The organism is Pseudomonas sp. B21-059 (assembly GCF_026016285.1).
Classification (GTDB): Bacteria; Pseudomonadota; Gammaproteobacteria; order Pseudomonadales; family Pseudomonadaceae; genus Aquipseudomonas; species Aquipseudomonas danubii.
On record NZ_CP087201.1, the window covers coordinates 4,232,409 to 4,251,944 of the forward strand.

Genomic DNA, 19,536 nt, shown 5'->3' on the forward strand with positions numbered 1-19,536 from the left:
CACACGCCCAGCCCAGGAGCACGGCATGCCAACGCGAAACGTTGTCCTCACCGCCCACCAAGAGCAGCTCATCAACAACCTGGTCAAATCCGGTCGCTATCAGAACGCTAGCGAGGTCATGCGCGAAGGTTTGCGTCTGCTGGAACAACGGGTTGCCGAGGACGCGGCGAAAATCGAGGCGTTGCGCCAAGCCACTGCGATCGGTATCGCGGATCTGCAACAAGGACGCTTCAGCCAGGTGCGGGAAGAAAACCTGCAGCAATACCTGGATGAGCTGGGACGGGAAGCGGTCGCCACGGATCAAGAGCAACACTGAGAGGGTCCAGTAGCGGATTTCCAATGCAGCCCGAACCGACATCGTCGACACACTGCGGTTTTCCCAAAGACACTTTGGCGAAGCGGCCCGCGTGACTGGCACCCGCCTCAAGAACGCCTTCGCTGGCAAGCCAGCTCCTACACGGAAATGCCCTGCCCCCCGTAAGAGCCGGCTTGCCGGTGAAGAAGCCCGAAAGGCAGGCGCCCCGGGATCAGCCGCGCCGCAGGATCTGGTCCATCACCCAATCGGTCTTCAGGGCTTCGCTGGCCAGGGCCGGGTGCCGGGTCTGGCCGCGAATATGGGCGTTCATGCCCTGCACGTGATGCCACTGGATGTGCACGGGGTTGTCGATGACCAGGCTCAGGGACTCTTGGGCTTCAAGTTGCAGCGGATGCTCGTCGAACACGGAAAAGCTGATGCGCCCCTGGCTGCCGATGATCTCCACGCGGTCCACCCGGCGGTCGGCGACGAAGTTCCAGGCGCCGCTGCCCAGGGCCCCGCAAGCGAAGCGCCAGCTGGCGCTGACTGCATCCTCGGCGGCATACAGCCCGGCCTGGCGAGAGCTGATGCCGGCCACCTCGACGATGTCGCCCAGCAGGTACTGGAACAGGTCCAGGCCATGGCTGGCCAGGTCGGCGAAATAACCGCCACCGGCAATCTGTGGGTCGGTCCGCCAGTTGGCCGCGCCGCTGCGGTCGGCCTCGGAAGCGGCCTTGCTCAGGCTCCAATGCAGGTGCCGGACCTCACCGATGCGCCCGTTCGCCAGCCATTGCCGCACCTGCGCAAAGCGCGGCAGGGAACGCCGGTAATAGGCCACGAACAGGTGCAGTCCGGCCTGCTCAAAGGCCTGCTGCATGGCCAGGCTCTGCCCGGCATGCAGGGCCATGGGCTTTTCCACGCAGCAATGCTTGCCGGCGGCGGCCACTTGCAGGCCGTAGGCGTAATGGCTGTCGGGGGGCGTGGCGATGTACACCGCGTCCACCTCGGGGTCGTCGATCAGGGCCTGGGCATCGGTGTACCAGCGGGCAATGCCGTGGCGCTGCGCATAGTCGCGCACCGCCTCGGGGCGGCGGCCCATCACCGCCACCAGCGCCGAACCCGGAACCTTGTAGAAGGCCGGGCCGCTCTTGCGCTCGGTGACACTGCCGCAACCGATCATGCCCCAGCGTAAGGTGGGCAGCGACCCGGCCTCGGTGTTCATTTCGGCGCTTGCAGCGCGCGCAGATCGAGCTGACCGTTGTGCAGCGGCGGGCACCAGTAGTAGCCACCGGTGATCGGCCGGCTCATGCGGTACAGGCCGTCGACGATGCCGTCTTCCAGGCCGCTCATGCGCCGCAGCTGGACTTCGAAGGCGTTCAGGCTGTGACCGAAGGCGAGGAACATCAGGCCGCCCTTGTCACCTTCGATCCAGGGCATCGAACGGCGCACCATGAAGGCCTCCGGGGTGAAGCTTTCCTGGGCGGTGCGCTTGACGTGGGCCGATTCCGGGGCATCGTCCAGTTCTTCGTTATCGCTCAGGCGCCGGCCGATGATGTGGTCGCGCTCTTGCTGGTGCATCGCGGCAAAGCCCTTGAAGTCGTGCTGCCACTGCTGGATCGCGGCAAAACTGCCACCGCGCAGGCCGTCTTCACCCTCGGCCAGCGCCGCAGCCACGGCGGCCTCTTCATGAGGGTTCTCGGTGCCATCTTCATAACCGGTCAGGTCGTGACCGCTCTTGTGGCGGAAGGCTTCCTGCATGCCGACCAGACGAAAGGCCGGGGCCAGCGCGACCTCCAGCTCGTTGCTGCGGTGCAGCAGCTCGCCGCGCTCGTCACCGTGCAGCCAGACCCACAGCGCGTGCTGGGTCGAAGGGTTGTCGACGCCGACGCCGGTCAGCGCCGGAAACGCCTTGAGCCCTTGCACCCGAGCGCCCAGGGCCTTGACCAGCGAGGCGCCAAAGCCTGCCACCGCCGTTGCGCCGTCGACCCGTGCCAGCAACTGGTCAAGGGCCTGGGGCAACGCCTCGATGGACTCAAGGGCAAAGAACAGGTGACGGGCCTGGGACGGAACGGGTGCAGCGAGGATGCCGGGCTGGTAGTAACTCATGGGAACTCCTGAATAAAGGCCGCGAGTTTACCGTCCTGAGCTGTCGGCGTCAGCGTCGATACAGACAGGCGCGCAGCGGCGATGCAAGGTCATGGTGAAAATGCCGGGCCGGGATCTGTGTAGCCGCTGCCGCAGGCTGCGAACGGCTCGAAGGGCCGCCAGCCTCTCAAGGCCGCTGGAGGTTCGACGGGCGATCGCCAAGCAAGGCCCTGCGGGCCTTTGCGCAGCCTCGCGGGCTCGGCAGCGGCTACAAGGGCGGTCTTCAATGCAGCGCCGCTTCTTCGCGAAAGGCGCTGGGGCTCAGCCCGGTCCAGCGCTTGAAGGCCCGGCGGAAACTGCGCACGTCGCTGTAACCCACCTCTTCGGTGATGCGTTCGATGGACAGCTCCGGGTTGCCCAAGAGGTTCAGGGTCCGCGCCTGGCGCACCCGCTCCAGCAGGGCTTCGAAGGTCAGGCCGTGTTCGGTCAGGCGCCGGCGCAGGGTGCGCCCGCTCATGTTCAGGTCCCCCGCCACCTGCTCGATATGGCTGCCGGCCCGCAGGTCCCGGCTCAGGGCGCGCTCCACCGCCTGGATCAGGTCCATCTTCTGGTGCACCTGGGCGCTTTCCAGCTCCAGCAGCTTGAGGGCCTGGCGCAGGGCCACCGGGTGATGATTGGGCAAGGGCATCTGCAGCCAGCGAGCCTCGATCACCATGCGCGCGTGCAGGCAGCCGAAGCGGACATGGGGGCCCAGCAACTGCCCGTAGAGCTCGGCGTAGGCCGGCGCGGCATGCATGAACTCAACCCGCAAGGCCTGGAAATCCCTGCTCAGCAGGGCACGGCCATAAATCAGCAGGCTGGCGAAGAACTCTTCCGCAGCAAAGATCTGCACCTCGCCGTAGGGCAGGCGGCATTGCAACTCGACAAAGAACTCCTGGCCCTGACGCCCGAGATCGGCGCTGACGATGGTCCCAGAGGTGTGCTGATGACGGATGCCCAGCTCGAAGGCGTCCCCCAGGGTCCGGCACAGGGACAGGGCATGCCCCAGCAAGCCCAGGGTGCCCAGCACATTGCGGCTGCCGACCCAGAGCCCCAGCCCCTGCTGGGGCAGCGCCGCCAGGGCGCGCTCGATCATCGCCACCGCCTGGCGGTAGGAGATGCGCAGGGTCGGGTCCTGCAGGTCTTCCAGGGTGAAGCCCAGGCCGCGACACAGGCGTTCGGCGCTGATCCCTTTGTCAGTGGCGACGTCCGCCAGGGTCTGCAACAGGAAGGGTGAAACCAGGGCCAGCTGGTCGTGGGGATCGACGGCTTTGATGTGCATGGGTATCGGCTTCCGGGCCGCTTGAGCGGCTGTTTTTATTGTCTGCTACGGCCGGTGCCAAGGCATCACCGACCGCTGCAGCATATCCCGTCCCACGGGGTTTTACGGAGGAATGTAACAAAGCATTGCGGCCTGTCCGACAAAGTTCCCCTCCCTGTCCGCCAATACCCTGCCCCACGCCCGGCCCAAGGCTTATTTCTATGGGGCCTGCGGCGCGCCTGCCGCCGCGCTCCTCACTAACAATAAGAATGAGCCCAACCATGCACCCGACCCGCCTCACTCGCTCTCTGCCCCTGCACCTGGGCGTAGCCCTGGCCACCTGCGCCAGCCTGAATGCCCTGGCCAGCGAATCCGGGGTCGACAACATCGGCCCCGGCACCGACGGCTTCTACGTGCTGCCCCTGAGCCCCGACCAGCTCCCGGAACACATGTTCGCCTTCAACCTCTACTACAACCACTACCAGGCCAAGAAGCTCGACATCAGCGCCTTTGGCGGCAAGGTGCAGGAAGTCAAGATCACCTCCGACGCGATCATCCCGCGCCTGGATTACCTGAGCCCGCTGCGGGTCTTCGGCGGCCGCCTGGGGGGCTACGTGGCCCAGCCCTACCTGCGCCAACAGGTGTCGCTGTACGGCCAGAGCGACCGCCGCGAAAGCATGGGTGACACCACCTTTGCGCCGATCATTCTCTGGGACCTGGGGCCCAGCCTGACCCTGGGCGCGGCCGTGGAAGTGACCCTGCCCACGGGCCAATACGATGCCGAGCGACTGGCCAACACCAGCAACAACTTCACCACCTACAAGCCGCTGTTCTCCATGACCTGGCTGCCCAGCGAACGCACCGAGCTGTCGTTCAAGATCACCTACAGCTTCAACCGGGAAAACCACGCCACCGACTACCGTTCCGGGCAGATCTTCCACTTCGACTACTCGGCCAGCTACCGCCTGACCGACAACCTGAGCCTGGGGCTCAACGGCTACTACCTGAAGCAGACCAGCGACGACAAGCAATACGGCAAGACCGTGACCTTCATGGGCGAGGACGTGAGTGACGGGGTGCGCGGGCAAGTGTTCGCCATCGGCCCGGCGCTGCACCTGCGCTTTCTTGAATACGCCAGCGCCGAAATCCGCTGGGCCAAGGAATTCGACGTGGAAAACCGCCCCGAGGGCGACATGCTCTGGGCCAAGCTGAGCATTCCTTTTGCCCTGTGAAACCCGCGGCAGACTTGAAGCCGCTACGGGTTCGGCGGGAGATCGCCAGGCAAGGCCCTGCGGGCCTTTGCGCAGCCTCGCCAAAGCTCGGCAGCGGCTACAGACGATTGCCGTGCCGCGTTTCGTGTAGCCGCTGCCGCAGGCTGCGAACGGCTCCGAAGGAGACGCAGAGATCGTGAGGCCGCTCGAGGTTCGGCGAGAGGCCGCCAGGCAAGGCCCTGCGGGCCTTTGCGCAGCCTCGCCAGAGCTCGGCAGCGGCTACAGGCGGTTGCCGGACCGCGTTTCGTGTAGCCGCTGCCGCAGGCTGCGAACGGCTCCGAAGGAGACGCGGGGATATTGAGGCCGCTCGAGGTTCGGCGACAGATCGCCAAGCAAGGCCCTGCAGGCCTTTGCGCAGCCTCGCCAAAGCTCGGCAGCGCCTACAGGGCGTGGGATCAGTACACCGGCCAGCGGTCGACGATGCGCCCGCCGCGCAGCGCCAGCAGGTCGCCAAATTGCAGGAGCACCGCTTCGCTCTGCTGCGGACGCAGGAAGACCTGGTCGTCCACCTGCAGGCCCACGGCGCGGGAGCCGTTGACCATCTCCTGGTTGGAGCTGCGACCGAACAGCTGGTTGCTCTGCAAGCCTGCCGGCGATTCGAAATCCGCCAGCCAGTGGCCGCCATAGATAAAGAAAGTCTGGCGCTGGTTGCGGTCCCACCAGGACAACAGCCGCGACTGGTCGTCCAGGGCCGGAATCCGCACCGGCCCGGTGCTCTTGAGCACCGGGGTGGCGATAAAGGCAGCCGGCACATGCTGCTCCAGGGAGGGCAGGTCGTAGTGACTGGGCTTGAGCAGCGCAGTGCCCACCGAGACCTCGCTGCTCAGGCGTTCCTGCTCGTGCCGGCGATAGCTGGGGCTGCCGGCGGTGTTCAGGGTCAGCTCGGCCTGCCACAGCGCCGGGTACTGCTGACGGGTGAAATCGGCAAAGCCGTTGTAGCGCTGCATGACCTTATCGAACAGGCTTTGCGGCGACCCGAGAATCCCCGGTACGCCCATGTCGACAAAGGGGTCGTAGCCCATGAACCCGGCAAACTCCAGGTGCCGGGGGTTGGCGCTGATCAGCGCCAGCATCCGCCCGAGCACGGCGTGGTCCGCCACGCCACCGCGATGCAGCCCCACATCCAGCTCGATGTTGATGCGCATCCGCGTGCCCAGGCCCTGGGCCAGCCCGAGGTATTGCTGCAGGCGTTCGGGGGTATCGAGCAGCCATTGCAGTTGCCGGCGCGGGTCGAACGGGCCCTTGAGCTGCTGGTAGAAGCGCTCGGCGGCGCGGATCGGCAAGGGTTTGCCCAGGAGGATATCGGCGTCGGCAAACACCTCGGCGTCATGGTTGAGAAACGGCTGGTGGAAGGACATCAGGCGCCGGGTGCCGGCACGCTGGGCGATATAGGCCAGGAGCCCCGGCGACGGCAGGGATTTTTCCACCAGGCGCAGGTGCTTGCCGCCGCGCTGCACCGATTGCATGACCACATCGATGTTGTGGTCCAGGCGATCCAGGTCGATCAGCATCACCGGCTGCATCGGCCCGTTGGCCTTGAGCTCGCGATTGAGTTCGGCGAAATACGGGCTGTAGGGCGCTCCCCGGTCGCCGGGCCGCAGCCAGGCACCGACACCGGCCAGCAACACACCGGCCCCCAGGGTGCCGGCCATGAAATGACGACGGTTCATGGGTCTGATCTCCTGTTCACGCCACACCCAGCACCGAGGCCAGGTGGGCGTTGATGAATTTGCCTTGCGGGTCCAGCGCCTGACGCACCTTGGCGAAGGCCGACCATTGCGGGTACAGCCCCTGCAGGGTGCGGGCATTGAGGCTGTGGTGCTTGCCCCAGTGCGGACGCCCCTGGTACTTCCAGAAGATCGGCTCCACCGCGGCGAAGAAGTTGTGGTGATCCATGCTGTAGTGCTGATGCACCGAGATCGAGCAACTGTCGCGCCCCTCGAACATGCTCAGGGGAATGTCGTCGGCCTTGACGTAGCGGTACTCGATGGGAAACCAGGTGCGCAGGTCCTTGTCGCGGATCAGCGCCAGGATCTCCCGCAGGCACTGCGGCCCCAGGTGCGCCGGCACCGAGTACTCCATCTCGTTGAAACGCACGCTGCGCACATTGGCGTAGACCTGATAGGAATCCCCCACCCGCTCATCGAACCGGGCCAGCCAGCGCAGGCTGTTGAGCAGGTGGCGGCGAGTGTCGGGGAAGTCGCTGACGTACTTGTCGAGGTTCTCGATCAGGCTGACGAACTCGTTGCCGCCCTCCTCGGCCGGGTCCCTGGGTGGGGTCGCCGGGTCGTCGGTCTCATTCAGGGCCACCGCCAGGGCGTAGTCGGAATGGGTGACCACGAGCATTTCCCAGTGCTGGTTGTCGCGAAGGTTGTTGGCCATGTCTTCCAGCAGTTCATCGGTCCTGGCGATCCATTGTTTTTCCCGCAGGCGATAGGCGGCGCGGTTCTGCAGGCGCACCCGGGTCGCCACCCCCAGTGCCCCGAGGGACACCCGGGCGGCGTGGAACACCTCGGCGTTGCGCTGGGGATCGCAGTCCAGCACCTCGCCGCTGGCGGTCACCAGTTGCAGCCCGCAGACCTGGGACGAATAGGAGCCAAAGCCGATCCCGGTGCCGTGGGTCGAGGTGGCAATGGCACCGGCCAGGGTCTGGTAGTCGATATCCGCCATGTTCCACAACGCCTGCCCCACCTCCTTGAGCGCCGGGCCCATCAGCGACATCGGCGTGCCGGCGGCGAACTCGGCTTGCAGGGTCTGCGGATCGTGGGCCAGCAGGCCATTGAAATAGGCCAGGGACAGCAAGGTGCCGTCGGTGGGCACCAGGGCGCTGAAGGAGTGGCCGGAACCCACCGGACGGATCTTGCCCGGGGCCTGGCGGATCGACTGGCGCAACTCATCCAGGTCCTTGGGCGCCAGCCGCGCTGCGGGCAGGCAGCTTTGCGCGCCGGACCAATTGCGCCAAGGGATCAGCCGCGGGGGCCGGGCCAGCTCGGCCAGCAGCGGGTTGCTGCACAGCGCGCCGAAGGCGCCGAGGGCACCGGCGCCTTGCAGCAGCCGGCGTCGAGAGAGGTGCATGTGCATAAACGAAGACCTTGTCTTTTTATTGGAATGAATGGCCGGACATGAAGCTGATCAGGGCCAGGAACTGCGCTTCGCTGCACTGCATGCACAGGCCCATGGGCGGCATGCCCTGGTAGCCGTTGATGCTGTGATCGAGCAGGGTCTCGGCGCCCTGGGCCAGGCGCGGGGCCCAGGCCTTGGCGTCGCCGGCCAGGGGCGCACCGGAGGCCGGGTTAGCGTGGCACAGCTGGCAGCTGCTGGCGTAGACCTGGGCCAGGGCCGGGTCGGCCGGGCTCAGACGCGCAGCGTCGAGTGGCGCAGCGTCGAGGCGCACGGCGGCAGGCGGTTCAGCCTCGCCGCAAGCGCTCAGCAGCAGGCCCAGAACCAGGCCCAGGGCGCTGCGAATCAGCAGGCAAGAGGGACGCCGCAACGGGCGCGAACAGGCGGGGGTGACAGTGGGCATCGGTGGTCCTCAGTGCGGCCAGGGCAAAGGGCCCGCCCCGACAACAGAGGCGGCCCCTACTGGGCAACACTAAGACACCCGCCCCCTGGGGTTGAGGGCATTGGCGGCCAGCCAAGGGTGCAGGGTCGGCCAGCCAAGGGAGCTGAGTCGGTCCGCCAGGAGGCTGCCTGGACGGTAACGGACGCACGCCGCCCCCGCGCCTTACTGGATCCGATAGTGGAAGGTGTTGCGCACCGCCGGCACCGTCACCGCCTGGCCATCGATCAGCCGTGGCTGGTAACGGAAAGTCGCCACCGCCGCCAGGGACGGGCGCATGAACAGCGGATGGCAACCGTCGATGACCCTGGGGTTCTCCACCCGCCCCTGGGGATTGACGCTGTATTCCACGGTGCAGTCGCCTTCCAGGTTCTTGTCCAGGGCCCGTTGCGGGTAGTCCGGGGCCTCCTTGCTCAGGGGCTGGTACTGGCGACTGTCGGCCGCCGCCTGGGCCGCCTGCCGGCGCGCGCGCTCGGCGGCCAGCCGCGACTGTTCGGCGCGCTGGGCCTGTGCTTGTTCCTGGGCCACACGTTGCTCGGTATCGCGCTGGCGCTGCTCGGCCTCCAGGCGCTCGCGCTGCTGGCGCTGCTGCTCTTGCAGCTGCTCACGTTTCTTGTCTTCCACCCGCTTGCGCGCCAGGGCCGCCTGCTCCAGCTTCTGCGCCTGCACCTGGGGGTCTACCCGGGGCCTGACCGGCTCCGGCGCAGCCGCGGGCAGTGGCAGTGGCGGTGGCGGCGGCGCCACCTCGGCCAGCGCCGGCAGCGGTTCCGCGGGGGCGGCAGGCGGCGCCAGCATCACCAGTTGGGTGGTCAGTACCGCCGGCGCCTCGACCTGCGGTTTGTCCACCGACCAGCCCAGCACCAGCGCCACCAGCACTCCGGCGTGCAGGGCCAGGGCCAGGCTGGCCGCCAGGCTGTTGCGCCAGAAACCGGATGCCTCGGGCCGCAGGGGCATCGCGGTGGGGTTGTGCATGATCATCGCCGTCATTGCGGGGCCTCGGTCACCAGCCCCAGGTTGTGCACCCCGCCCTGCTGCAACGCCGCCATGGCCGCCACCACGCTGGAATAGGCGGCGTCCTGATCGGCGCGGATGTACACCTGGGTATCGCCGCGCTGGGCAATCACCTGGGCCACCTTGGCGCGCATCTGCTCCAGGTCCACGGCGCTGTCGGTCTGGTGCCGAGTGTCCAGTTCGCTGCCCAGGTTCCAGTAGTAACCACCCTCGGCTTTCACCGACAGAGTGAGGATCTGCTGGCGGCTGTCGGTGGCCAGGGCCTCGCTGGCGACCTTGGGCAATTCGATCTTCACCCCCTGGGTGAGCATCGGCGCGGTGACCATGAAGATCACCAGCAGCACCAGCATCACATCGATGTAGGGCACCACGTTCATTTCCGCCTTGGGTCCGTGCTTGCGTTGCGGCCTGACTAACATCGGCTTGCTCCTTCTCTCAGGCCGCCACGGCCAAGTGGCTCGGGGTGCCCTGCAAGGTGCGGTGCAGGCGCACCTGCAGTTCGTTGCCAAAGGCGTAGTAGCGGGTCAGCAGGGTCTGGCTGCGGGCCGAGAAGCGGTTGTAGGCGATCACCGCGGGAATCGCCGCGAACAGGCCGATGGCGGTGGCGATCAGCGCCTCGGCGATGCCCGGGGCCACGGTGGACAGGGTCGCCTGTTGCACCTGGGACAAGCCGAGGAAGGAATTCATGATCCCCCATACGGTGCCGAACAGGCCGATATAGGGGCTCACCGAACCCACCGTGGCGAGAAACTGCAGGCCTTGTTCCAAGCGGGTTTCCTGTTCGCTGATGGCCACGTACAGGGCCCGCTCCACGCCTTCCAGCACGCCTTCGCCGTTACCGCCGGACTGGCCGCGCAGGTGGCCAAATTCCTGGTAGCCGGCGACGAAGATCGGCTCCACGCCGCCTTCGCCATCAGCCTGCGGGGCCACTTCGCGGTACAGCGGCAGCAGCTCGGGCGCGGCGCGAAAGCGTTGGACGAAGGTGTTGCAGCGGCGTTCACAGGCGCGCAGCACGGCGCCGCGCTGGATGATCAGGTACCAGCTGAGCAGGGACGCCAGGAGCAAGGTCAGCATGACCGCCTTGACCAACAAACTGGCATCGCTGATCAGCCCCCAGATGCTCATGTGTTCGAGTGTGGCCTGCATGGTGAAACTCCTTCTCGGCTGCCCGCCAGGGCTGGCGGGGCTATTCGATGACATTCAAATGACCGGGTGATGACAACCGGCTCAGGGCAGTTTCAGGGCCTGGGTAACCTCGGCCCAGGGCACGAACTTGAAGTTCTGGGTCTGCTCGGGCATGCGCTTTCGCCCGTCCTGGACCACCAGCAAACCCTGGCTCCAAGGCCCGCCGAGGTTGGCCGAGGTGACTTCCAGGCCATCGGTTTCCGAGGCGCCGTCGATCCCCGCCTGGGCGTTGAGGCTGACCCGGAACGCGCCATGGGAGGCGTACGGTGGCTCGGCGTCCAGCACCAGGTAGCTGTCGTTGCCCTGGCTGGAAATCACCAGATAATCCCGAGCGCTGCTCTGATACAGCGCCAGGCCCTCGACATCGGCCTGCAACAGGCCGCCGACCTTGATCACGCTGTGCAGGGTCGCCGGCTGCTCGGGCCGGGCGTCCAGGGCCCAGACGCCAACATCCTCCTCACCGAGGAACAGCCGCTGGCGCTGGTCATCGGCGACACAGCCCTCGGGCTGGCTGGCCACCTTGAACTGGCGCACCAGCTCGCCCTGGGCAATGCCGGACGGTGCACTCAGGCGGTACTGGAGGAAGGTGCCGTCCTTGTCGTTGGCAATGGCATAGAGCTCGCCGCTGGCGGGCTGGAACAGGCAAATGCCGTAGATGTCCTTGAGCGGCGTGGCGATCTCCCCGGCTTCGCGCAACTCGCCGCTGGCGCGGTCAATGGCGAACAGGCTGAGGCTGTTGTGATCGCGATTGCTGGCCACGGCCAGGTCCACGGCCTGCTCGCCGAGCTTGAAGTTGGGGCGCACGTCGACGTTGTTCAAACGCCCCACTGCCAGTTCCTGCAGCAGCTTGCCCTGCAGGTCGTAGGCCAGCAGGCCCTGCTTCTTGTTGGTGCCCAGCACTCGGCTCAGGGACGGCTGCTGCGGGTGGACCCAGATCGCCGGATCATCAGCGGCATCGCCCTGGCGCCCCACCGGCTCGCTCTGCACCGCCGCCTGCACGATGGGCAGTACCGGCGGCAAGGCCATCGGGGTGGCCCGCCAGTTCAACTGGCCCTGGTACAGGCGCCCGTCTTCATCGTCACGCAGAAGCACCTGCAGGCCCTTGGCGCTGGTACGCAGGGCAATGTTTTCCGGCTCCTTGAGGCCGCTCAGGGGCAGCGTGGCCTGGGCGGCCCAGCCCTTTTCCTGTTGCTGATAAAGGTGCAGTTGCGCGGCTTTCGGGTCCAGGCCCAGCACCCCACCCGGCACCAGGGCCATGGCCCCGGCGCTTTTCTTGATCTCGCCGAAAGGCGCGCGTAGGGCCACCGGCTGACGCAGGGTGTCGGCTTCGGCATGGGCCGGGTAGGCCCACCAGCCGACATTCTGTTCATTGACCAGCAGTTGCTGGGCGGCGTCGTCCACCTGGCAGAACTTGGCCTCTGGCGGCAGTGGCAAGCCACGCACCCGCTGCGGCTCGGTGCTCAGTTGTGCGCCATGGCCCACCAGCCATTGCTCGCCCTTGCCCTCCTCGCCCACCAGGAACAGGAACAGGTTGCTGGCCTCGTCGCGGTACAGACACAGGCCGTTGACCGGGTAGTCCCGGGTGGGCAGGTACAGCGGCTGGCCCCAGGTGCGGGTGGCCGGGTCAAGGCTCACCAGCAGCGCTTGCTGACGCTGGTTGTCGAGGCTGGCCACCAGCATTTGCTGGCCGGCGGCGCGGCTGTCCAGGCCGTTGAACGAGCCCTTGAAGCGGGCCAGCTGACGGCCCTGTTCATCCAGCAGCAACAGGCCTTCGCGTTCACTGGCCAGCAACCGGTCGGTGCCCGTGCCCGCAGGCACAAAGCCCAGGCCGGTGACGCCCGAGGTCTGCTCGGCCCAGGGTTTGAGGTTCAGGCCCGGCACGCTGGGGGCGGCCAGGGCCATGCTGCTGGCCAAGGCGACGCCACCGGTCAAGCCAATGCACAGGCCCAGCAGGCGGTTTCTTGCAGTCAATACAGTGCTCATCACAATCCTTGAGTGTGCTGTCGGGCAAGGGCCCGCTACTTAGAAATGGGTGAAGGTCAGGCCGAGCTTGTAGGTCGGGCCGTATTCCTCGTACTGGGCGTTGTAGGAGCGGTTGCCGGTGTAGACGAAGTACGGCTGGTCGGTGAGGTTCTGCGCCTCGAAACTCAGTTGCAGGTGCTTGGTCAGGGCGTACTTGGCGCTGAAGTCGACGAAGGTCTGGGCGTCCACGTGCAGGTCGTGGGCCTTGTCGCTGATGGAGGCCAGTTCATAGAGGTAGGCCGACTTGTAGTTGGCCGACAGGCGCAGGCTGAGCTTGTCGTCTTCCCAGCCGAGCATCAGGTTGCCCACGGTGTCCGACTGGTTGGGCAGGTCGATGTCGCGCTTGCGGTTGACCCCGGCCTTCTGGTCGAAGCCCTCGATGCTCGCGCTGGAGCGGCTGAAGGTGCTGTTGGCGCCCAGCAGCAGGCCGTTCCACGGCGCCGGCAGCCAGTCGAATTTCTGCGAATAGGCCAGTTCCAGGCCGTACAGCTTGGCGCTGTCGCCGTTGGCGAAGGTGTGCGCCTCGGAGAACCCGCTCCAGGCGCCGGTGCCGGCCAGGTCGGTGTTGTAGACGAAGTTCTGGATGTCCTTGTAGAACACGAAGGCCGAGACGCTGCCGGCGCGGCCCATGTAGTGCTCGATGCCCAGGTCCAGGTTGCTCGACTCCAGGGGCTTGAGGTCGGGGTTGCCGAAGGTCGCCTCGTCGCCGTCGATGACAAAGCCCGGGGCCAGTTGGCCGAAGGTCGGGCGCACCACGCTCTTGGTCCAGGCCGCGCGCAGCTGGGTGTTCTTGTCCAGCTGGTAGCGCGCATGCAGCCCCGGCAGCCAGTGCTGGTAGCGGCGTTGGGTGTCGGTGGCGGTGAAGGCGCCGTCGGTGACCCCGGTGCCCTTGGCCTCGAACTCGGTGCCCTCGTAGCGCAGGCCGGCGATGAAGCGCCAGTCGTCGATGTCCAGGGTGTTCATGAAGTAGCCGGCGTTGATGTCTTCGCGGATCTTGAAGTCGTTGACCCGGGATTCTTCCTCGTCGTAGAAGGCCGCCTGATTCAGGCCGCCGATCAGTTGCTTGATGGCGCCGCCGCTGATGCCCGGGCCGAAGCGGCCGAGGGAATAGTCCACGCTGCCTTTCTGGAACTGCCCGAGGTTGAGCTGCTGGTCGGTAAAGCCCAGGGTGTCGAAGTCCTTGTAGACCCAGGCTTCCAGGTCGTTGTCCTTGTTGCGCCGGCTGAGCTTGCCACCGAACTTGAACTGCGCGGCGTAGCCACTCAAGTCATAGTCCCGGGCCAGGTCCAGGCGCAGGTTCTTCTCGGTGTCGGTGGTCTTCTGCTGTTCCCAGTCGACCTTGTCCAGGGTGAAGTTGGCCGGGTCATAGAAACCGGCGCCGATCACCGGGCGCGGCTTGCCGTTGTCGTAGAAGCCGCTGTCGGAAAAATCGCTGTTGCCCTTGAAGGTGGCTCCGGCGATATGCGCCGGGCTGTCTTCGCTGGAGCGGCTGTAGCCGGTCTGGCCGCTGAGGGTCCACAGGCCCAGCTGGCGCTCGCCGCCGAACACGTAGGACTGGATCTCCTGGGTTTCCTCGCGCTGCTTGAGCTTGCGCTTGGCCTCGGCGTCGCCGCGCTCCCCGGCGGCCAGGGGGTCGGCGAACTCGATGCTGGTGGAGTTGCGGGTTTCGCTGTCCTTGTAGCGGCTGTACAGGGTACGCAAGTAGTAGCTGCTGCTGTCGTCGGGCTTGTAGTCGAAGTTCAGGCCGCCACCGGCACGCTCGCGGCTGATGGCGTAGTCGCGCTGCTCGAATTCCTGCAGCTTGGCGCCTTGTTCGAAGTCCCAGGCGCCGCCGGTCTCGACGTTGTCGGAGCCGAAATCGCGTTTCTGCCAGCTCAGGGCCGCGGCCACGCCGAAGTTGTCGACGCCGTCGCCGAGGCTGAAGCGGTTGCTCGCCGCGCCGGAGAATTTCGGGCTGGTCTGGCGGGTGTTCTGGTCGTAGCTGGCCTCGCTGCTGCCGCTGTAGAACAGGCCCTTGTGGTCGAAGGCCGAGAGGCTTTTCACGTCCACGGTGCCGCCCAGGGAGTTGGCGTCCATGTCCGGGGTCAGGGTCTTGATCACCGACAGCGACTGCACCAGCTCCGAGGGCAGTACATCCAGGGCCACGGCGCGGCGCGCGCTTTCCGGCGAGGGCACCAGGGTGCCGTTGATGGTCACGCTGTTGAGGTCCGGGCCCAGGCCGCGGACGCTGACAAAGCGCCCTTCGCCCTGGTCGCGCTCGATGCTGATGCCCGGCAGGCGCTGCGCCGCCTCGGCAACGTTCTGGTCCGGCAACTGGGCCACGCCGTCGGCGTGCACCACGCTTTCGATGCTGTCCGAACGTCGTTGCTCCTTGAGCGCCTGATCGATGCTGGCCGCCTGGCCTACCACTTGCACGTGCTCGGTGGCGGCCGTTTCGGCGGCGCTCAAGCGTTCACTGGCGATGGCCATGGCCAGCGCGGTCAAGGTAAAGCTGACAAGCCCGGGACTGCTGCGCTTGTACATGATGGTCCTCCCCCAAGAGTCCGCTAACGCCGGGCAAGGGGCCCGGCAACTGGGAGGGCACGCTAGGGATGGCGAATGACGGTTCTGTGACAGGGTCGAGCGACGGGTAACGTAAACACCCTTTTGCCCGCAGATCGGTCGGCACAATGAGCTGAAATGACCTGTGATTCAGCGTCTGATAGCAGACTGGGACTGGGCTCGCGACCGTTTGCGCCGCGGCGGCTGCCGGGCAATTGCGGTGGCTGGCTGGAGCAGTCGCGGGCAGGCTTTAGGTGCGCTGCGCACGCCAGTATGAGCAGGCATCCTCGCCACCTAAGGCGAATTCAGCGAGGCTTGTGTCGGCAAAAAAAACGCCACCGGCGTGAGCTGATTCGACCTCTCAGCGGTTTCTCCCGACGTCACCGCACTGTCACAAACATCTGCTGTGCTGGCGCCCTCTCACTCCCGGCAAAAGGATCGCGGCCATGTTCTGCGTGCTCAACCCCCACCGTTGGAAACTGGCCGCGCTGTTGCTGGCGGCCAACGCCGGGCTGCTGTTGCATCTGGCTTGCGGCACGCTGAAACCGGTCAGCGAGTGGCAATGGCTGGACATCATCGGCGAAGGCGGTTCGGCGCTGCTGGCCCTGGTCTGGCTCGCGCTGGTGCTCAAGAGCCGCCCTGCCGGGCGGGTCACCCACTACCTGGCCCTGGGCCTGAGCTGCATTTTCTTTTCCTGGTGGATCGACAGCCTCGACGAGTTCATCCGCCTGCCTCCCAGCATCACCTGGGACCACTGGCTGGAATCGGCGCCGATGCCCATCGGCATGATCCTGCTGACCATCGGCATCTACCATTGGCACCGCGAACAGCTGGCCATCAGCGCGCAGATGGAAAAGAAGGAACGGCTGTTTCGCGAGCACCGCCAGTTCGACAAGCTCACCCCGCTAGCCGGCGCCGACTACCTCAAGCGCGAGCTGGCCGCCAGCCTGCAAGACAGTCGCCGCCAACAGCAGCCCTTGTCGCTGCTGGCCCTGGACCTGGACCACTTCGCCGCGATCAACCAGGACTACGGCCACGCCGAAGGGGATGCGGTGCTGCAAGCCCTGAGCCATGTGCTGCTGCTCAACCTGCGACGCCAGGACCTGCTGTGCCGGCTGGCCGGCGACCGCTTCGTGGTGCTGCTGCCCAACACCGGCGAGAGCCAGGCGCGACTGCTGGCCCTGGAACTGCAACAGGCGGTTCAGGGACTGGCGCACAAGACCCGGCAACACGGCGAGCGCCTGCACCTGGCGGCCAGCACCGCGGTGGTGATGGCCCTGGAGGAGACCCCGGAGGTCCTGCTCAAACGCCTCAATCTGGCCCTGGCCCGAGCCAAGCAGCCCCTGGCGAAAACCGCCTGAGGCGCCATCATGACCGTGAAGACCCACTGGTACGAAGCCGATACCCGCTTCATCCCCGGGCACTATCAACCGGCGGCGCTGATCGACCTGGCGCTGTCGCGGGACATCGACAGCCATCGCCTGCTGCGCGGCACCGGGCTGTTCCACGAGGACATCCTCGCCGGCCAGACCCGTCTCAGCCCGCAGCAGTTCCTGGCGCTGATCGGCAACAGCCGGCGCCTGCTGGACGCCGACGACAGCAGTTTCCTGTTTGGCCAGCGCCTGCTGCCCGGGCACTACGGCGCCGCCAGCCATGCCTTGCGCCATGCCCAGAACCTGCATCAGGCCCTGGACACCCTGGTGCAGCAGCAGGCCCTGCTCAGCCCCCTGCTGAGCCCACGCCTGGTGCTGGATGAGCAGCATGCCTATTGCTACTGGCTGGACAGCTGCGGCGCCGGCGAGCACGGGCGCTTCCTGCTGGAAGCCAGCATGACTTCGCTGGTGGCCATGAGTCAGTGGCTGGCCGGCCAGCGCCTGCCCTGGGAATGCAGCTTCAGCCATGCCGAGCCGCGCTACGTCGAGCAGTACTGGGTGCACCTGGGGGAACAGACCCAGTTCCAGCGCCCCCTGGACCTGATGCGCATTCCTCGGGAATACCTGACCCGGCCCTGGCCCGGCACCTCGGCCACCGCCGGCCAAGTGGCGCGCCAGGAAGCCGCCGAGCACCTGCGGCAGTTGGGGTTTTCCACGAGCTTCCTCGACGCCCTGTACCGCTACCTGCAAGCCAATGTGCGCAGTGCGCCAAGCCTGGAACAGGCGGCCCAGGCCTTTGTAATGAGCCCGGCGACCCTCAAGCGCAAGCTGAGCAAGCACCACAGCGGCTACCAGCAGCAAGTGGATCGGGTGCGCAAACACGTGGCCCTGTACCTGTACCAGATCAAGGGCTGGAGCAACGAGGCAGTGGCCGAGTACCTGAACTTCAATGACCCGGCCAACTTCCGCCGCTCCTTCAAGCGCTGGACCGGCAGCACCCCGACCCTGATCCGGCAGTTGCTGGGCGACAGCTGAAACGTTTAACCTCGAACCATGACCGCGGGTGTGCCAACTGCACAAAGCGCTAAAGCCGCAGGCCATTCAGGCGTATAAACCTTGGAGCGATGGCGCCACTGTCATCCGCGCCGCAGCCATTTCCAACACGGGGTAGAGTCATGACCACAGCCAATGTCCTCAACAACCTGTTTCCTGCTGCCGCCGACATCCCCGAAGCCTATCGCCTGCCCGATCCGGTGGAGCAGCGCGACTACCTGGTAGACGGTGAACTGCGCACCTGGAACGGCCCCCTGGCCCAGGTCCGCAGCCCGATCTACTTGAGCGGCGCCGACGGCGACCAGCAAGTGATTCTCGGCAGCACGCCGCTGCTGGACGCTGATACCGCCCTCACCGCCCTGGACGCCGCCGTGCGCGCCTACGACCGCGGCCAGGGCGCCTGGCCAACGATGCGCGTGGCTGAGCGCATCCAGCACGTGGAAGCCTTCCTGGCGCGCATGCGCGAACAGCGCACAGCAGTGGTCAAGTTGCTGATGTGGGAAATCGGCAAGAACCTCAAGGACTCGGAAAAGGAGTTCGACCGCACCTGCGACTACATCGTCGACACCATCGGCGCGCTCAAGGAACTGGACCGGCGCTCCAGCCGCTTCGAACTGGAACAGGACACCCTCGGCCAGATCCGCCGCGTGCCCCTGGGCGTGGCCCTGTGCATGGGCCCCTACAACTACCCGCTGAACGAAACCTTCACCACCCTGATCCCGGCGCTGATCATGGGCAACACCGTGGTGTTCAAGCCGGCCAAGCTCGGCGTGCTGCTGATCCGGCCGTTGCTCGAAGCCTTCCGCGACAGCTTCCCGGCCGGGGTGATCAACGTCATCTACGGCAGCGGCCGCGAGACCGTCAGCGCGCTGATGGCCAGCGGCAAGATCGACATCTTCGCCTTCATCGGCACCAACAAGGCCGCCAGCGACCTGAAGAAACTCCACCCCAAGCCGCACCGCCTGCGCGCGGCCCTGGGCCTGGACGCGAAGAACCCGGGAATCGTGCTGCCCGATGCCGACCTGGACAACGCGGTCAGCGAGGCCGTTACCGGCGCGCTGTCGTTCAACGGCCAGCGCTGCACCGCGCTGAAGATCCTGTTCGTCCATGAAAGCGTGGTGGAGCGCTTTATCCAGCAGTTCAACGCCAAGCTGCAAGGCCTCAAGCCGGGCATGCCCTGGGAGCCGGGCGTGGCCCTGACGCCACTGCCGGAAAACACCAAGGTCGATTACCTGCACGCCCTGGTGGCCGATGCCCAGGCCCACGGCGCCCAGGTGGTGAACCCCCATGGCGGCGAGTCCCGGGCGTCGTTCTTCTACCCGGCGGTGCTGTACCCGGTGAACCCGCAGATGCGCGTCTACCACGAGGAACAGTTCGGCCCGGTGGTGCCCATCGTGCCCTACCGCGACCTGGACACGGTGATCGACTACGTCCTGGAATCGGACTTCGGCCAGCAACTGAGCCTGTTCGGCAGCGACCCGGCAGTGATCGGCCGGCTGGTGGACACCTTCGCCAACCAGGTCGGGCGGATCAACATCAACGCCCAGTGCCAGCGCGGCCCGGACACCTTCCCCTTCAACGGTCGCAAGAACTCCGCCGAGGGCACGCTGTCGGTGCATGATGCGTTGCGCACCTTCTCGATCCGCACCCTGGTGGCGACCAAGTTCCAGGAGCGCAACAAACAGCTGATCAGCGACATCATCCGCAATCGCGACTCCAGCTTCCTGACCACCGACTACATTTTCTGAAGCGCCTGGCCGGGGCTCGCCACGCGGCGAGTCGCGGCTACTGATTCAGCCACTCATCAGCTATTGGAGAAACCGGTCTGGGCCCGTTCAAAC

The 19,536-nt window shown here is 66.2% G+C and carries 16 protein-coding genes; 5 read left to right on the top strand and 11 right to left on the bottom strand.

What is annotated here, in order from left to right; genetic code table 11:
* Positions 1–25: 25 nt before the first annotated feature.
* A complete protein-coding gene (locus LOY69_RS18585) occupies positions 26–316 on the top strand; it encodes a type II toxin-antitoxin system ParD family antitoxin (RefSeq protein WP_213665595.1) in 291 nt (96 codons plus the stop codon).
* A 211-nt stretch (positions 317–527) separates the two neighbouring features.
* On the opposite strand, the gene LOY69_RS18590 is transcribed toward LOY69_RS18585, so the two are convergent.
* The 3 genes from LOY69_RS18590 to LOY69_RS18600 form a co-directional block, all read right to left on the bottom strand.
* Positions 528–1,517: a Gfo/Idh/MocA family protein gene (locus LOY69_RS18590; RefSeq protein WP_413787130.1), complete on the bottom strand. Its 990-nt coding sequence runs from the start codon at positions 1,515–1,517 to the stop codon at positions 528–530.
* Positions 1,514–2,401 carry a Dyp-type peroxidase gene (locus LOY69_RS18595; RefSeq protein WP_102881592.1) on the bottom strand — a complete coding sequence of 296 codons (888 nt, stop codon included), beginning with the start codon at positions 2,399–2,401 and terminating at the stop codon, positions 1,514–1,516. The genes LOY69_RS18590 and LOY69_RS18595 overlap by 4 nt, the downstream gene beginning before the upstream one ends.
* Positions 2,402–2,663: 262 nt before the next feature.
* Entirely contained in the window at positions 2,664–3,701 is a 1,038-nt protein-coding gene (locus LOY69_RS18600) for an AraC family transcriptional regulator (RefSeq protein WP_102881593.1), read from the bottom strand.
* Positions 3,702–3,961: 260 nt separating this feature from the next.
* Here LOY69_RS18600 and LOY69_RS18605 point away from each other — a divergent pair, with 260 nt between their 5' ends.
* Positions 3,962–4,912: a transporter gene (locus LOY69_RS18605; RefSeq protein ID WP_265073398.1), complete on the top strand. Its 951-nt coding sequence runs from the start codon at positions 3,962–3,964 to the stop codon at positions 4,910–4,912.
* Between the two features lie 434 nt (positions 4,913–5,346).
* On the opposite strand, the gene LOY69_RS18610 is transcribed toward LOY69_RS18605, so the two are convergent.
* From LOY69_RS18610 to LOY69_RS18645, 8 genes are all read right to left on the bottom strand, one after another.
* Complete coding sequence (locus tag LOY69_RS18610) at positions 5,347–6,552, bottom strand: DSD1 family PLP-dependent enzyme (RefSeq protein ID WP_181430903.1); 1,206 nt, start codon at positions 6,550–6,552, stop codon at positions 5,347–5,349.
* A gap of 85 nt (positions 6,553–6,637) precedes the next feature.
* Positions 6,638–7,966 (bottom strand): D-arabinono-1,4-lactone oxidase, encoded by a 1,329-nt coding sequence (locus LOY69_RS18615; RefSeq protein WP_265074910.1) that lies wholly within the window; start codon positions 7,964–7,966, stop codon positions 6,638–6,640.
* Positions 7,967–8,051: 85 nt separating this feature from the next.
* Complete coding sequence (locus tag LOY69_RS18620; RefSeq protein WP_258010380.1) at positions 8,052–8,474, bottom strand: c-type cytochrome; 423 nt, start codon at positions 8,472–8,474, stop codon at positions 8,052–8,054.
* Between the two features lie 201 nt (positions 8,475–8,675).
* Positions 8,676–9,497 (bottom strand): energy transducer TonB, encoded by an 822-nt coding sequence (locus LOY69_RS18625; RefSeq protein WP_102881596.1) that lies wholly within the window; start codon positions 9,495–9,497, stop codon positions 8,676–8,678.
* The gene (gene tolR, locus LOY69_RS18630) at positions 9,494–9,940 is read right to left on the bottom strand and encodes a protein TolR (protein ID WP_102881597.1); all 447 of its coding nucleotides are present in this window, start codon (positions 9,938–9,940) and stop codon (positions 9,494–9,496) included. Before tolR ends, LOY69_RS18625 begins: the two co-directional genes overlap by 4 nt.
* 16 nt (positions 9,941–9,956) lie before the next feature.
* Positions 9,957–10,667, bottom strand: coding sequence for a protein TolQ (gene tolQ / locus LOY69_RS18635; protein ID WP_102881598.1), 711 nt, complete (start codon positions 10,665–10,667; stop codon positions 9,957–9,959).
* Between the two features lie 81 nt (positions 10,668–10,748).
* Positions 10,749–12,689: a phytase gene (locus LOY69_RS18640; protein WP_110596663.1), complete on the bottom strand. Its 1,941-nt coding sequence runs from the start codon at positions 12,687–12,689 to the stop codon at positions 10,749–10,751.
* Between the two features lie 39 nt (positions 12,690–12,728).
* Positions 12,729–15,251, bottom strand: a complete 2,523-nt coding sequence (locus tag LOY69_RS18645; RefSeq protein ID WP_110596662.1) for a TonB-dependent receptor — start codon at positions 15,249–15,251, stop codon at positions 12,729–12,731.
* A 464-nt stretch (positions 15,252–15,715) separates the two neighbouring features.
* On the opposite strand from LOY69_RS18645, the gene LOY69_RS18650 reads away from it, so the two are divergent.
* The 3 genes from LOY69_RS18650 (at position 15,716) to LOY69_RS18660 (ending at position 19,443) form a co-directional block, all read left to right on the top strand.
* Positions 15,716–16,630, top strand: a complete 915-nt coding sequence (locus tag LOY69_RS18650) for a GGDEF domain-containing protein (protein WP_110596661.1) — start codon at positions 15,716–15,718, stop codon at positions 16,628–16,630.
* Between the two features lie 9 nt (positions 16,631–16,639).
* Positions 16,640–17,677, top strand: a complete 1,038-nt coding sequence (locus LOY69_RS18655) for an AraC family transcriptional regulator (RefSeq protein WP_110596660.1) — start codon at positions 16,640–16,642, stop codon at positions 17,675–17,677.
* Between the two features lie 140 nt (positions 17,678–17,817).
* On the top strand, positions 17,818–19,443 hold the full coding sequence (locus LOY69_RS18660; RefSeq protein ID WP_123394537.1) for an NADP-dependent glyceraldehyde-3-phosphate dehydrogenase: 1,626 nt from the start codon (positions 17,818–17,820) through the stop codon (positions 19,441–19,443).
* The last annotated feature ends 93 nt before the right edge of the window (positions 19,444–19,536 follow it).